This is a genomic window from Brasilonema sennae CENA114, assembly GCF_006968745.1.
Lineage (GTDB): Bacteria > Cyanobacteriota > Cyanobacteriia > Cyanobacteriales > Nostocaceae > Brasilonema > Brasilonema sennae.
In genome coordinates, this window is the sequence record NZ_CP030118.1 from 166,702 (window position 1) to 179,911 (window position 13,210).

Here is a 13,210-nt window from a genome sequence, read left to right on the forward strand (position 1 = left end):
CCGAACCCGCAAGGGTACCGACCGATAACTTAAGCGAGGCAAACATTACGTGCAAACAGTAGAGACAAAACCATGTCTAATCAAAATTACGTTTTTGTACTTGATACTAACGGAAAACCACTCAACCCTTGCCGCCCTATCACAGCAAGGAAACTGCTGAACGCCAACAAAGCAGCGGTTTTCCGACGCTATCCTTTTACGATTATCCTCAAAAAGGAAGTAGTTGATACGCCAGAGCCTATCACACTCAAATTAGATCCCGGTTCAAAAGCAACTGGTATCGCGCTGCTGCAACGGGAAAAAGTCGTGTTTGGCGCATCGCTTGCCCACAGAGGACAAGCAATAAAAGCATCTTTGGATTCACGACGAGCCATCCGTCGCAGCCGTAGAGCCAGACATACACGTTATCGACAACCCCGATTCTTAAATCGTACTCGTGCAAAAGGATGGTTAGCACCCAGCTTGCAGCATCGAGTAGAAACAACTCTGACTTGGATTGACAGATTCATTCGATTTGCGCCCATTGGTTCAATTGTTCAAGAATTAGTCAGATTTGACCTCCAACGGCTTGAGAATCCTGAAATTTCCGGAATTGAATATCAGCAAGGAGAGTTGCAAGGCTATGAAGTCAGAGAATACCTCTTGAACAAATGGGATAGAAAATGCGCTTACTGTGGCGCGGAAAATGTGCCTTTGCAGGTTGAACATATTCATCCCAAAGCCAAGGGCGGCAGCAATCGAATTTCTAACCTTTGCCTTGCTTGTGATAAATGCAACGCTAAAAAAGGAACTCAGGATATTAAGCAGTTTTTAGCTAAAAAGCCTGAAGTGTTGAAACGAGTTCTGGCACAAGCTAAACGTCCTTTAAAAGATGCTGCGGCTGTCAACTCAACCCGATGGGCATTGTTCAATCGGTTAAAAGCTATAGGTTTGCCTGTTAGCAGGGCTTCAGGTGGATTAACTAAGTTTAACCGTACCCGACTACAGCTACCCAAAGCCCATTGGTTGGATGCAGCGTGTGTGGGTAAAGTTGAATCACTTTTGCTTTTAACTCAGCAGCCATTATTGATAAAGGCGTTGGGGTGGGGATGCCGACAGATGGTGCAAACCGATAAATACGGATTTCCCCGAAAAGGATATCGAGCCAAGCAAAAAGTAAAAAACTGGAACACTGGCGATATTGTTTCGGTTGTTGCTGGGAAGTTTGCAGGTATTACAGGGAAACGACTAAAAACCGTGCGTTTTAAAGGAAACTTTGATATTCGTTTAAGCAAAGAATTGGTAATTAGTGTTTCTCGAAACGACATCAAAGCAGTACATCGTAAAGATGGTTATGACTACAAGTTTGCGCAAGTTTAGATAATAAAAATGAAGTAGCTATGGCAAGCGGCGATTTGATTGATTCTCAAAAAAATTCCTTGGCCATGCCAAAGGTTAATGTATTGACGATGTTTCGGCTTGGCTTATTTCAAATGGGGCTAGGCATCATGTCGATTCTCACCCTAGGAGTGCTGAATCGCATCATGATTAAGGAATTAGCAATTCCAGCTACACTGGTAGCCGGTACTATAGCAGTGCATCAGTTCGTTGCACCAGCAAGGCTGTGGTTTGGACAGTTATCTGATGCTAAACCCTTTCTGAACTATCACCGTACTGGTTATGTGTGGGTGGGTGCAGCTTTATTTGCGATCGCATCTTTCCTAGCAGTACAAGTGACTTGGCAGTTGGGTGCTAGTTTTTACTCCGTTGGATGGACGACTCAAACTTACGGCTGGGTTGCCCTGCTGGCAGGAATTTTTGCCTTCTACGGATTGGCATTGAGTTCTAGTTCCACCCCTTTTGCAGCTTTGCTGGTGGATGTTTCTGATGAAGACAACCGTTCTAAACTAGTTGGTGTTGTCTGGTCAATGCTGATGGTAGGCATTGTTATTGGGGCAATTATTAGCTCAAAGTTATTGCCAGCAGCTACTACTTGTCAAGAAGCAGCAACAGGAACAGTATCTCTATATAGCCAACCTGAACAGTTATTGGCGCTGCAAAACTCGGTTAACCGCCTATTCTTTATTCTTCCAGGCGTAGTTTGTGGGTTATCCATATTATCAACAGCAGGAATTGAAAAAAAATATTCTCGATATGGCATACGCTCCTCTATCGTAAAACGAGAAGACCAAATTACTCTCAAAAGGGCGATGAAAGTCTTGACTGCTAGCCGCCAAACAGGTTTGTTTTTTACCTTTTTGCTAGTGATGACAATCAGCTTGTTTATGCAAGAAGCTGTAATGGAACCCTATGGCGGTGAAGTGTTTGGCATGTGTGTCTCCCAAACGACGAGATTGAATGCGTTTTGGGGAACTGGGACGCTGATTGCTCTTGGTTTAACTGGTTTTTTAGTTGTACCACGCATAGGCAAACAAAAAACCACCGTGTTGGGATGCTTAACAGTCGCCCTAACTATGGTATTGGTGATACTATCGGGATTCACTGCCAATCAGAAACTCCTACAAGGAGCGTTATTCCTGTTTGGTTTAGCCTCCGGTGTGACCACAACAGGAGCTATTAGCCTCATGCTAGACTTGACCGCAGCAGAAACTGCTGGCACATTCATTGGGGCTTGGGGTTTAGCGCAGGCAATGGCACGGGGGCTGGCGACAGTGAGTGGTGGTGCTATATTGGACGTAGGGAAACAAATATTTCCTCAGAAAGTGCTGGCATATAGCTTGGTTTTTGGACTGCAAGCGCTTGGTATGATATTAGCGATTTGGTTCCTCAGTCGAGTTAATGTGAGAGAATTTCAGACAAATGCTAAGCAGGCGATCGCATCCATTTTAGAAAGCGAATTAGATTAGTTTTGTTTCGCGCAAAGACTGCAAAAAATCTTTGCGCCTTGGTGTCTTTGCGTGAGAAGAAACACATGACTGAATTTTGGACAACAATTCTCGATTTTGCCCAAACCACCACAGCCAGAGTGGGAAATCAATTAATGCAAGATTTTGGGCGAGTGCAGGCTTCGGAAAAAGCTGATGGCACTTTGGTGACGCAATCAGATAAATGGGCAGATCAAGAAATACGAAACGCCATAGCATCTACTTTCCCTGATCACGGTATCTTGAGCGAAGAAGATGATAAGGTTTTCCGTGGTACCGAATGGTGCTGGGTGATTGATCCCTTAGACGGTACAACTAACTTTACTCGTGGGATTCCTATTTGGTCGATTTCTTTGGGTTTACTGTATAAAGGCACACCAGTTTTTGGTTACGTTGCTGTGCCACCATTGGGAGAAACTTTTCACGGTTACTGGGGAAGTATACCTGAGTTAGAAGTACCAACAGGAGCTTTTCGCAATCATCATCCTATCCATACTAGTAATGATGATCCTAGTGGAAATCACTTCTTCAACCTATGTTCGCGTAGCACCTCAGTTATACAGAAAGACTTTCCTTGTAAAATTCGGATGTTGGGTGTTGCTAGCTATAACTTCTTGACGGTTGCTGCTGGCGCGACACTGGGTGGTGTTGAAGCGACACCAAAAGTTTGGGATATAGCAGGTGCTTGGGTGATTGTTCAAGCAGCAGGGGGAAGCTGGCGATCGCTCAAGTCAGAGCCATTTCCTTTAATACCACAACAAGATTACACGACTCGCTCTTTCCCAACATTGGTTGTCAGTCGAAGAGAATTGCTTCCGATTTTTGCTCAGTTTGTCGAAAAGGTAAAGATTTAAGGTGTTACTCGAAGGTTAATAAGCTAAAGGTGCACATTACAGCGGTTTTCAATTGAGTAGACTACAAATCTAGTAAACTAAAGAACCAGTAAAAATACTCACGAAAAATGCCTGTCCCCTACTCAACGGATCTACGCCAACGTGTGGTTGATGCTTATAAAGCAAAAGAAGGGTCGCAACGACAATTAGCCGACCGCTTCAAAGTCAGCTTATCATTCGTTCAACGGTTAATACGTCGTTATCGAAATACAGGAAAAGTCAGCGCAAAACCACATCGAGGTGGAGCGATTCCTAGCCCCTAAGAGGGGCGCTACGCAAACGGAGAGCTTCGCTTAACGCTAAAATCAAAGTTAAGAACTTATCAAGGTAATTTTTGGGCGGGACAGCAATCAGAATATATTCCCATAAATAATATAGAGTGCAAGTCACGACTTCAGAGTGGTGGTCTAAGATTTTATTTGGACACCTTTTTTCTTGGGCTGTGCGTCTTATTGAAAAATCTTTTTTACTCTTTACACTAGAAGTTGTGGACTTGTACTCTTTATTAATTCTCTGTCCTGAGTCCTGAGTCCTGAGTCTTGAGTTCTCTATTCGGTCACTCATCCCAGAAAAAATTCTTCTAGAAATGGATAAAACTCATTTGCCAGAAACTCAAATTTTTCTCCTATACCATCAGGGGAACTTATTTTAAATCCTCTACCATCACGCCAATTATATTTATTACTTGGAGTATAAGTCAGGTGAGCCGTCCCTTCTTTGTAGTACCCTGATAAAACCAGGATGTTTATTTTTGGAAAAAATTGTAATCTAAAATTTTCTGAAAAATGTCTTCCTTTGAAAGTCACAGACAAACTTTCAGTTTCAATTTCTCGGCCAAATAATTGAAACTGAGTTGTTGGGAAAACCAAAGCCGCAATCTTAGCAGCTTCTTCATTAATATCTGGTTGTATAGTGTAAAAAGTCTTTTCTAAAGCTGTAATAGACATCGTGTTTTCCTTTTTTGATAGATTTCTCTGATATGCGTTAAGCTCTCCCAAGTTGCTCAACTCCGGTTGAGCTTGTTTGAAACTCTGACTAGGATCTTGTATCTATAGTAGTAATTTTTGTATATCTAAAGTATGAATTTTTAATAAAATAACAGAACTTATTAATCAACCACCAGCACAAGTTAATAAGGTTTTGATAAATACTTCAGCTAAACCCTGGACAGTAGTTGTCAGAAGGGTTTGTGCCAAAAAAAAACTTCGGAGGACTTGAATAATTAGTTTGTATCTTTTTGTTATCTACAGATAAATAGAGCCTTGACGCGACTTTGGAGTGTGCCGCAGCCAGGGAACGTGGGCGGTAGTACTGCTTCTTGTATTCTTTTCTTTTTCTGCGAAGATCATCTTCCAGTTACTGTTAATTGCCCTGTGCGTCTGTGGTGTTAGAAAGAATAAAGTCTGCTATTCGCTTATTTTTGCGTGTAGTAGGCTCATCTGGCGGACTAAGTAAAATAGAACGCTGAATGAATTTTTCATTCTTGAGGCGACGAGCAACACGATCTGGAATACCATAATTATAAATGATATGTCCCCGTCCGGCTAATACGATAACTTGATGGTTTTGATAAGCTTTGACAAATTGAGCAATACCATCTGCCATCGTTTCGTCCCATACAACTTGGGCTTGGAAAAATTTTTCAACATCTGCACTATTACCATGATTTGCGGCTTGATGCTGCTGAAAGACTGATTGTAAAGTTTGGCGATATTCTTCGTTATCTGTCTTAATTTCTGATAGAGGAGGAATAAATTTCCGTTCAGATGGTGTTAAGCCTTCTAAGCCTTGTTGAGCAACTTTGCGGCTGATTTCTGAAGGAGTGCTTAAGGCGATAACGGAAAGTCGTTTTTCTTTTGCAAACTGAATAATTGGTGCATAATTCTCCCAAGGAAATCCCCAGCGTTTTTCATATTCACTTTTCTGTACCAATTCTTCTTCTGTAAGTTTACCTGCTAGATATTGATTCACAACATCTTGTAGTGGTCGTTGAAACATTTCCATTGCAATGGCAATGTTTGGATTTTGATTGTAAAGTTTTTGAATAATTTCTAGCTGCCTTTTATGGTCTTGCGAATTGTCATGATTTTCCCCTAAATAAACAATATTTACTTTTTTTAGCTCTAATATCATTTTTTCAAAGCTAGGGAAATAATTTATTGGGTTTCCACAAGTTTTCTCCCAATTTGGGATTTGCTCCTCAAAGACTTTGCTTGCTGCAACTCCTCTTGAAGGAAATAAAACAGTTTTCGGTGGGCAAGAATTATTGAGTTGTTGAGGATAAGCAGGCAAGGTGCTTAGGAGAAAGTAAAAAGTAAAAGGCAAAAGGCAAAAAAATAGTTTTTTATTTTTTCCTTGTTTCGTTTTTTTTCCTAAATGCCTTTGTCTGTCTGTTACTATTTGTACTAATGCCTGTAAATTAGTTTTTAGAGACTGTGTCATTTTTTAAAGTTTCACCCTAGCTTAACGATTTTGAACATTTATTACCACTTTAGGAATAGGTAAAATGCAAGGAATCTGGCTCGAAAATAATCAACTTCAACTACGAACTAATATCCCTATTCCCGAACCGCCACCAGGAGAAGCTTTGGTGCGTGTTCTCTGTGCTGGTGTCTGTAACACTGATCTAGAACTGAAGAGGGGTTACTATCCATATACTGGTATTCTAGGACATGAGTTTGTTGGTGTTGTTGAACAAGGACCACAACACTTAGTCAACCAGAGAGTTGTCGGAGAAATCAATGCTGTTTGCGGGCAATGTCGATTCTGTCGCAGTGGACAACCGACTCATTGCGAAAATCGTACTGTGCTTGGTATTGTCAACCGCAATGGAGCTTTTGCTGAATACCTGTGTTTGCCAATACAGAACTTGCATCCTGTACCTGAAAATATTCCTACAGAAGTGGCAACTTTTACTGAACCTTTAGCAGCAGCATTGGAAATTCAACAGCAGGTACAGTTACGTCCAGATGACCGGGTGCTTGTTATTGGGGATGGTAAGCTAGGACAACTTGTGGCGCAAACGTTAGCTTTAACAGGCTGCGATCTGTTGGTTGTGGGGCGTCATCAAGATAAGCTTGCTCATTTAGAGGCACGGGGTATCAAAACTGGCTTTGCTGATACAGTGACTGATAGAGCTTTTGATATTTCTGTGGAGTGTACTGGTAACTCGGAAGGCTTTGCACTTGCTCACCGTGCCTTGCGTCCACGAGGAACTCTGGTACTCAAAAGTACTTATGCTGGGAAATTAAGCCTTGATGCCTCTTCTTTAGTTGTGGATGAAATTACTCTTATTGGTTCCCGTTGTGGTCCTTTTGCGCCTGCACTTGAACTGTTGGCACAAGAAAAAGTTGACGTAAAATCTCTCATTAATGCTTGTTATCCTCTGGCTGATGGGCTGGCTGCTTTTGAACGCGCTCAGACAAAGGGTGTTTTAAAAGTTTTGTTAGAAATGAGTTAGCCCTGAGCCACTGTGAAAAAAATGCAAATCGAACAGACAGAGGTGATGATTTCCACGCCTGAAGGACAGATGCCTGCCTTCTTGTGTACACCTGTTATTGCTGATCGCAAGAGCGCTGTTCTCCTGTTAATGGAAGCCTTTGGCTTAACGCCACACATTCGAGACGTCGCAGCCCGAATTGCGAACGAAGGTTACGTGGTTCTCACGCCAGATCTCTATTATCGCGAGTTGCCGAACAACAAATTCGGATATGACGAGGTTGAGCAAGCCAGGGCTATGATGTTCCGCCTCGATTTCGGTAAACCTATGGAAGAGGATCTTCGGGCAGCGTTGGCTTATATTAAGTCACGATCAGATGTGTATCCAGATAGAATTGGTGTTACCGGGTTTTGTCTGGGTGGCGGACTGAGTTTTCTGACTGCCTGCAAGTTCTCGGACGAAATCGCGGCAGCTGCTCCCTTCTACGGTGTGGTTTTAGATGAGTGGATCGACGCGGTGACAAACATCACAGTACCTGTATACTTATTCTTCGGTGGTGCCGATCCATTTATTCCTAACGAACGCGTTCAACAAATCGAGTCCCGATTCAAGGAACTGGGGAAAGAGTACACGTTGAAGGTTTACAGTGATGCCGATCATGGGTTTTTCTGCCACGAGCGTTCTTCCTACAACCGTTTGGCCGCCGAAAACTCTTGGCGCGAGCTAACATGGTTCTTGGAAAAACACCTACACAAGACTATCTAATAAAGTGGTTTGTGTTTTTCAAGTTGATAAAGTTTTATAGGATTCCCTGTTCCTTGTTCCCTGTTCCCTGTTCCCTGTATAAATACAACCTAAACAATTCCTAATAAAACATAGGATTAGTTTTCGGTTGATAGTCCATACAACTTATTGCTTCTTCTGTGTTAGCGACAGAGGGACGGACAGTACATTTTAGGTGGTAATCATTGGTAAAATATTGGCAGCCTGTACAAGGAATTTGATGCATTTCCTGCGCTTTAGCAACACTGTCTCGCGCTGCTGTCCACATACTCCAAACAACAAGAAGAATTAAGCTCCATGCGCTGAGAAAGCAAACAGGGATGAGCACCGGCTGAATCAGATGAATGATGTAAAAAAGTAGTTGTAACACGACAAATCCTGACAAAAGTTACGAGTCATAATTTTTTAGTTAGAAGTTAGGAGCATTTCATATTAACTCCTGACTACTTATCCTTAAATCTTACTTTTTTCCTTACTCCTAACTTCTAACTTGGGAAGTATTAAGTCAAACACCAGCATGACCAATTGCTAACCCAGCAACGAGCATCCCGAAAACGAGAAATGGTTGGGCACTTGCTTGGTATTTGACATCATTTGCCAGTGGATCGCGTAGAAAGTACATATCCTGGAAGGTGATTTGCGGAATGACAAGTAGTACGAGAATTGCTGCATACAAGTTCTCATGGATGTAGACCAGATAAGCCGCGATCGCCACTTGAAAAACATCAATCATGACTACGCAAATCCACGCAGCAGTGGTGACACCAAACATCACAGGAAGTGATTTTAATCCGAACTTGCGATCGCCTTCTATACTCTTGAAGTCATTGACAATCGCAATGCCCAAGCCAGCCAAACTATAAACCACAGTCAGAACAACAATTTTCCAATTGAGTTCACCAAACAAAGCATGACCAGTACACCAAGGCAAGGCGATGTAACTAGCACCAAGGGCATAGGTTCCTAACCAACCGTTCTGTTTTAACTTCAGAGGTGGTGCAGAATAGATGTATGCTATGAAGGAACCTAATATGGCAGCCACAGTAATCGTGGGAAACTCATGACCTGCCCAAACATCCAGAACAAACGCTAAACCAATACCAGCAAAAAGTAATACTAATATCTGCGTGATTACCTGGGGTAAGGGAATTGCTCCGGAGGGAATTGGGCGATATGGTTCGTTAATCGCATCAATTTCGCGGTCATAGTATTCATTCAGGGTTTGCGTGTAACCTGTTAGCAATGGTCCTGCTAGCAACATACACGTTGCTGATTTCAGGACATTTTCCAGAGTCCATGTGTACTCGCCGGAAGAAGCAGCACCGCAAACGACGCCCCATATTAAGGGAATCCAAGTGATGGGTTTCATCAGTTGCAGGCGGATTTTCCAAATTGAGGTTTCTCCAGACGCTGCACCTTTCATACCCAGCAGTTGCCTTGTTTTGGCACTACGATCAACAGCAGCTTTGACTTCCTGTGTTGGTGTTACCGAGTTTAGTGCTTCTGGTGAATCTGGATCTGGAGTAGTGGGAGTTGATTCAGACATAAGTCGTACTTGCTTATGAGTTGTAGCTTCGCCAGTTATCAGTTATCAGTTATCAGTTACCAGTGAGCCAGCGCTGCAGGAGGGTCTCCCGACCTAGGCGACTGCGTTCGCGTAGCGTCTCCGCAGGAGATACCCGAAGGGTTACCAGTTATCACTGTTTACTGTTCATTGATAACTGTTCACTGTTGTAGCTCCTAACTTGCTTAGAAAGAGATTATCAAATATTGGTTCTGAAACTTTGCTCCAGTTACAGCTTTCCCACTTAAGGCAGGAGGGAGGAAGATATTACGCCGTTGATCTCCTGCTTCCACGGTGACTTCTGGACCAAATGTAGTCAGTTTAACCTGCTTTTTGTCAAAGCCAGGTAAGAATAAGCGGACCTGACGCGTGTTAACGTCTATCTCTATAGGTTTAGGAGCCTGTACCGCTTGTGCTGCAAAATTAGGTAGGGCATCAATCAGCGGTTGCCACTCATCTGCCTTGGCTTCTGGAATAATACTCACTGGCAGGGGAGCAAATTCCTGTGTTAGGTTTACGCTTGTGTCAGAAGAAACTTGCAGCACGCCGCCAACAATCAGACCAACTTGTTGGGCACTACCCCAGAAATAGCGGGCTGTAGCCACTTCCACACGATCATTGGTCGTCACGAGGAAAGCAGCAATGCGTTTAGGATCGGCAAGGGCGGCTTTTCCTTTGTCTAACAAATTATTGACTTGGTTGGTGGGTTGGGAAAAGTTATCTGTTACCCAGTTGACATTGAAAAAGGTGCTAATAAGCGGTTGAATGAAGGGTGATTCGGAAATTCCTTTTCCTAAGTCGGAATTGATAAACAATTGGCGAAAGCGTCGCACGTACCAACTAACAGATTCTGGCATTCCCAACACCCGTATGGTGGAAGAGTCGCCTGATCCATCATAGATAATCGCGTCATATTTGCCGCTTTCATCATATTGACGAATGGCATTCAGGGCGAGGGCGCTATCCATTCCAGGCAAGACTGCCAGTTCTTGACCGTAAATATCTTTTAGGATGGGTGTGCGCAGGTATTGTGCCTCCAGTTTTTTCACCTCCTCCCAATTGCGTTCTAGCAGCACTCCTGTTTGGAACTGCACGACTTGCAGATTGGCAGCAATTTCTTGGGGTTCAGGACCAACTGTTACTCCTAAGAGGATTGACATTGCTGGTTCTGGTTGTCCAGCTAGGAGAACACGTTTTCCTTGACTTGCCAATAGTTTGGCTGCGGCGATCGCAATTTTTGTGCGATCACTACTGCCTTTGCCCAAAAATGTCAGTATCAGGGCCATTACCTTGATTCCTATTTTTACTGCTAGTTTTTTCAATTCCAACTTAGCACTCAGCTTGTTTTGGCAGCTTATACCAAAGTTCTGATACCTACGCACCCCACAAAATTCAAAATTCGCAAAATGAGAAATTCAAAAAAAAATTCTTTATTTTGAATCTATAATTTTAAATTTTGAATTCCCCCAAAGGGGGGTTGAGCTTTGGGCTACTGCTGAAGTTTAAGTTCATCTTCAAAAAACCAAGTGGTAAAATTATCCTCAAACTTAACCATTATGCCAACGCCGCTACTATCGGTCATCTTGTAGCCTTGAATGATGCCGACTTGTCCTAGTCTTTTGACGATAGGGGCAGATACGCGATCGCGCAAACGAACGACTTTAACTTTTTGTCCGATTTCCATGCCAACTTACAACACAACAAACCAAGACTCAGTGTAGCCGAATCTGGGACACCAGAGGGAGTGGGGAAAGATGACGACTGACTAAAATGAAATCAATAACTCAGCACGTGTCAGCAGATCTTTGTCATAGCGCAACAGCTAGAACAACAGATGCCCGATACAGAGCGATCGCCCTTCTTTCTTTGCCCAGAGGGGTTTTTCCAAAACCCCTCTCCCCAAATCTTCGATTTGGGGCAACCAAACTCCGTTTGGTTGGGGCATAGGGCGCACGCCTTGGGCGATCGCAATTGTTGGGACAGGGGTTGCGATCGCTTGAGTATTGATCCACAGAGTTTAACTTAGCCCTTGCAAACTTAGAATCAGAGGTAGCACCTGATGTATTAAACTGATCCACCCCGTCCACCACAGGAAGTTTTACCAACGATGTATGATTTGCCAAGTGAATTAGTAAAAGAATCCGGATTGCCGATGAATTTCACATTTTTAAAGCTAGACTACTCAGCGAAACCTGCCAACCTTGTAACTATCCCCCCGAGGAAATTTTAATTGCTACCGACTTAAATCTCTACTACAATCCTCGTCATCCATTGTGTTACAAGCGACTCTATGGCTACGTTGGTACGATGCAAACAATCAATGGATACTAACATCTACACAACAAGTTGAACAAGAACGCCAACGGGCTGAACAAGAACGCCAACGAGCCGAGAGACTAGCTGAGTATTTGCGTAGTCAGAAAATTGATCCGGATAACTTGCCTCAAATGTGAAACAATGACTTGTTGGATATTCAGCATCAAAACATAACATTTGTTTAACAACAGTTGCTGGGACAGTTCCAATTTAAGGTAAGTGAGTCACAAGAGTTTAACTGAGTTCTTTTTAGCTGAAATCACAGATAAAATATGCTGCAAAATATTCAATTAATCGTATAATTTACAAGGTAATTTCAGAGCATTTTGACAAAAAACTTATTCTTCTAATACGAAGTACAACGGGAACTTTAGTAGCTGTTGGGCTTCATTGAGAGAAATCTGGTGTGTCGGTAGTGAGTGAGGAGCAGCAATTGTTGCGAACAATGCGAGGAGTTGTCCGAAAGGCGGAGAAGCTAAAGCGTATCTTGCCGTTTCATGAACAGTGGTTGGTAAAGTTTGATTTGTTGAGAACTTTGGTGCGACGGGATTTGGAAGCACGCTACAAAGGTTCTGTTTTAGGGAATTTATGGCCTTTGTTGAATCAGCTATCCCAGTTACTGATTTATACTTATGTGTTCTCAATTGTGCTAAAAGCAAAGCTAAGTCTCAAAGGTTTTCCAGAAAACAATTTTACCTTTGGTTTGTGGCTATTTGCAGGGTTACTGCCTTGGATTGCTTTTAGTGGTGGTTTGATGCAAGCCTCTACTTCGGTGATAGGACAGCCTAACTTAGTAAAAAAAGTTGTGTTTCCCTTAGCTTTGTTACCGCTAGTGCCAATTTTATCAACCTTTATTGAGAGTTCCTTTGGTTTAATGGCGTTGATTTTTTTTGTGGCGGTACAAACTCAGACTTTACATACGACTTTGGCACTCTTACCGTTGATTTGGTTCACCCAGTTATTACTGACAGCAGGATTAGGTTATTTGACGGCAGGGCTAACCGTCTTTTTGCGAGATATACCGCAGACTTTAGGAGTTATTTTACAGCTTTGGTTGTATCTAACACCAATTGTTTATCCAGCATCGTCCATACCACCAGAATTCCGGAACTGGGTATTTTGGCTAAATCCCCTGACGGCTATTTCGGAAGTTTATCGTGACTTAATTTTAGTGGGAGAGGTGAAACATTGGGGTGAGTGGGGAGTTGCTTCTGTGACTTCTGCTGTAATATTTTGTTGCGGTTTTTGGGTGTATAAGCGGTTGCGTCCAGCGTTTGCTGACGTGCTGTAGCAAAATGCGACCACTTAACGCTATTATTCGCCAGAGTTTGCTAAATTTTATAGTTTAATT

General features: G+C 42.7%; 15 protein-coding genes. 8 read left to right on the forward strand and 7 right to left on the reverse strand.

Features of this window, described 5'->3' with window-relative positions; translation table 11 throughout:
* Positions 1–72 precede the first annotated feature (72 nt).
* The 4 genes from iscB (at position 73) to DP114_RS00690 (ending at position 4,020) form a co-directional block, all read left to right on the forward strand.
* Positions 73–1,359: an RNA-guided endonuclease IscB gene (gene iscB, locus DP114_RS00675; RefSeq protein WP_171975185.1), complete on the forward strand. Its 1,287-nt coding sequence runs from the start codon at positions 73–75 to the stop codon at positions 1,357–1,359.
* A 20-nt stretch (positions 1,360–1,379) separates the two neighbouring features.
* Entirely contained in the window at positions 1,380–2,846 is a 1,467-nt protein-coding gene (locus tag DP114_RS00680) for a BCD family MFS transporter (RefSeq protein ID WP_169263938.1), read from the forward strand.
* Positions 2,847–2,911: 65 nt separating this feature from the next.
* Positions 2,912–3,718, forward strand: a complete 807-nt coding sequence (locus DP114_RS00685; RefSeq protein ID WP_169263939.1) for an inositol monophosphatase family protein — start codon at positions 2,912–2,914, stop codon at positions 3,716–3,718.
* 107 nt (positions 3,719–3,825) lie between these two features.
* Positions 3,826–4,020 (forward strand): helix-turn-helix domain-containing protein, encoded by a 195-nt coding sequence (locus tag DP114_RS00690; RefSeq protein ID WP_246162995.1) that lies wholly within the window; start codon positions 3,826–3,828, stop codon positions 4,018–4,020.
* A gap of 297 nt (positions 4,021–4,317) precedes the next feature.
* Here DP114_RS00690 and DP114_RS00695 read toward each other — a convergent pair whose 3' ends face one another.
* Positions 4,318–4,704 (reverse strand): hypothetical protein, encoded by a 387-nt coding sequence (locus DP114_RS00695; RefSeq protein ID WP_169263940.1) that lies wholly within the window; start codon positions 4,702–4,704, stop codon positions 4,318–4,320.
* Positions 4,705–5,119: 415 nt separating this feature from the next.
* A complete protein-coding gene (locus DP114_RS00700) occupies positions 5,120–6,199 on the reverse strand; it encodes a ChaN family lipoprotein (protein WP_169263941.1) in 1,080 nt (359 codons plus the stop codon).
* A gap of 64 nt (positions 6,200–6,263) precedes the next feature.
* Between DP114_RS00700 and DP114_RS00705 the strand changes: the two genes are divergently transcribed.
* On the forward strand, positions 6,264–7,217 hold the full coding sequence (locus DP114_RS00705; RefSeq protein WP_169263942.1) for an MDR/zinc-dependent alcohol dehydrogenase-like family protein: 954 nt from the start codon (positions 6,264–6,266) through the stop codon (positions 7,215–7,217).
* A 21-nt stretch (positions 7,218–7,238) separates the two neighbouring features.
* Entirely contained in the window at positions 7,239–7,961 is a 723-nt protein-coding gene (locus DP114_RS00710; protein WP_171975186.1) for a dienelactone hydrolase family protein, read from the forward strand.
* Positions 7,962–8,061: 100 nt separating this feature from the next.
* Here the strand turns inward: DP114_RS00710 and DP114_RS00715 are convergent, their stop codons facing one another.
* The 5 genes from DP114_RS00715 to DP114_RS00735 all read right to left on the reverse strand — a co-directional run bounded on the left by DP114_RS00715 (position 8,062) and on the right by DP114_RS00735 (position 11,666).
* Complete coding sequence (locus DP114_RS00715; RefSeq protein ID WP_169263944.1) at positions 8,062–8,349, reverse strand: hypothetical protein; 288 nt, start codon at positions 8,347–8,349, stop codon at positions 8,062–8,064.
* A 135-nt stretch (positions 8,350–8,484) separates the two neighbouring features.
* Complete coding sequence (gene chlG, locus DP114_RS00720) at positions 8,485–9,525, reverse strand: chlorophyll synthase ChlG (protein WP_171975187.1); 1,041 nt, start codon at positions 9,523–9,525, stop codon at positions 8,485–8,487.
* Between the two features lie 203 nt (positions 9,526–9,728).
* Positions 9,729–10,829 carry a Get3/ArsA fold putative tail anchor-mediating ATPase NosAFP gene (locus DP114_RS00725; RefSeq protein WP_169263946.1) on the reverse strand — a complete coding sequence of 367 codons (1,101 nt, stop codon included), beginning with the start codon at positions 10,827–10,829 and terminating at the stop codon, positions 9,729–9,731.
* Between the two features lie 203 nt (positions 10,830–11,032).
* Positions 11,033–11,227 carry a cytochrome b6f subunit PetP gene (gene petP, locus DP114_RS00730; RefSeq protein WP_171975188.1) on the reverse strand — a complete coding sequence of 65 codons (195 nt, stop codon included), beginning with the start codon at positions 11,225–11,227 and terminating at the stop codon, positions 11,033–11,035.
* A gap of 124 nt (positions 11,228–11,351) precedes the next feature.
* Entirely contained in the window at positions 11,352–11,666 is a 315-nt protein-coding gene (locus DP114_RS00735; protein ID WP_169263921.1) for a hypothetical protein, read from the reverse strand.
* A gap of 150 nt (positions 11,667–11,816) precedes the next feature.
* Between DP114_RS00735 and DP114_RS36175 the strand changes: the two genes are divergently transcribed.
* Positions 11,817–11,996 carry a hypothetical protein gene (locus DP114_RS36175; protein WP_370460614.1) on the forward strand — a complete coding sequence of 60 codons (180 nt, stop codon included), beginning with the start codon at positions 11,817–11,819 and terminating at the stop codon, positions 11,994–11,996.
* A 308-nt stretch (positions 11,997–12,304) separates the two neighbouring features.
* Entirely contained in the window at positions 12,305–13,150 is an 846-nt protein-coding gene (locus tag DP114_RS00745) for an ABC transporter permease (RefSeq protein WP_169263976.1), read from the forward strand.
* Positions 13,151–13,210: the final 60 nt, after the last annotated feature.

Bases quoted from the DNA above. Each gene is read 5' to 3' on its own strand.
- iscB (WP_171975185.1), top strand. From the start codon at position 73: ATGTCTAATCAAAATTACGTTTTTGTACTTGATACTAACGGAAAACCA.
- DP114_RS00680 (WP_169263938.1), top strand. From the start codon at position 1,380: ATGGCAAGCGGCGATTTGATTGATTCTCAAAAAAATTCCTTGGCCATG.
- DP114_RS00685 (WP_169263939.1), top strand. From the start codon at position 2,912: ATGACTGAATTTTGGACAACAATTCTCGATTTTGCCCAAACCACCACA.
- DP114_RS00690 (WP_246162995.1), top strand. From the start codon at position 3,826: ATGCCTGTCCCCTACTCAACGGATCTACGCCAACGTGTGGTTGATGCT.
- DP114_RS00695 (WP_169263940.1), bottom strand. From the start codon at position 4,704: ATGTCTATTACAGCTTTAGAAAAGACTTTTTACACTATACAACCAGAT.
- DP114_RS00700 (WP_169263941.1), bottom strand. From the start codon at position 6,199: ATGACACAGTCTCTAAAAACTAATTTACAGGCATTAGTACAAATAGTA.
- DP114_RS00705 (WP_169263942.1), top strand. From the start codon at position 6,264: ATGCAAGGAATCTGGCTCGAAAATAATCAACTTCAACTACGAACTAAT.
- DP114_RS00710 (WP_171975186.1), top strand. From the start codon at position 7,239: ATGCAAATCGAACAGACAGAGGTGATGATTTCCACGCCTGAAGGACAG.
- chlG (WP_171975187.1), bottom strand. From the start codon at position 9,525: ATGTCTGAATCAACTCCCACTACTCCAGATCCAGATTCACCAGAAGCA.
- DP114_RS00725 (WP_169263946.1), bottom strand. From the start codon at position 10,829: ATGGCCCTGATACTGACATTTTTGGGCAAAGGCAGTAGTGATCGCACA.
- petP (WP_171975188.1), bottom strand. From the start codon at position 11,227: ATGGAAATCGGACAAAAAGTTAAAGTCGTTCGTTTGCGCGATCGCGTA.
- DP114_RS00745 (WP_169263976.1), top strand. From the start codon at position 12,305: ATGCGAGGAGTTGTCCGAAAGGCGGAGAAGCTAAAGCGTATCTTGCCG.